Annotated in this window: 1 protein-coding gene; it reads left to right on the top strand. The window is 61.1% G+C overall.

Features of this window, described 5'->3' with window-relative positions; genetic code table 11:
- Nucleotides 1-257: flagellin N-terminal helical domain-containing protein (locus tag AC27VO_RS16580; RefSeq protein WP_488667815.1), on the top strand; the 257-nt coding region annotated here is incomplete at both ends.

Raw genomic sequence — 257 nt, 5'->3', positions numbered from 1 at the left:
GCCCGCAATGCCAACGACGGCATCTCGCTGGCGCAGACCGCTGAAGGCGCACTGGGCAAGATGGGCGACATGCTGCAGCGCATGCGTGAACTGGCAGTGCAATCGGCCAACGCCACCAACAGCAAGGCAGACCGTGAAGCGCTGCAAGCCGAAGTGAGCCAGATGCGTTCGGAAATTGACCGTGTGGCCAAGACCACCACGTTCAATGGTCAGAAGATTCTGGACGGCTCGTTTGCCGGTGGTGTGTTCCAGGTGGG

It is taken from the genome of Comamonas sp. 14P8.1.4 (assembly GCF_057799285.1).
The sequence above is the reverse complement of the archived record's forward strand: the minus strand, read 5'-3'. Positions and strand labels throughout refer to the sequence as shown.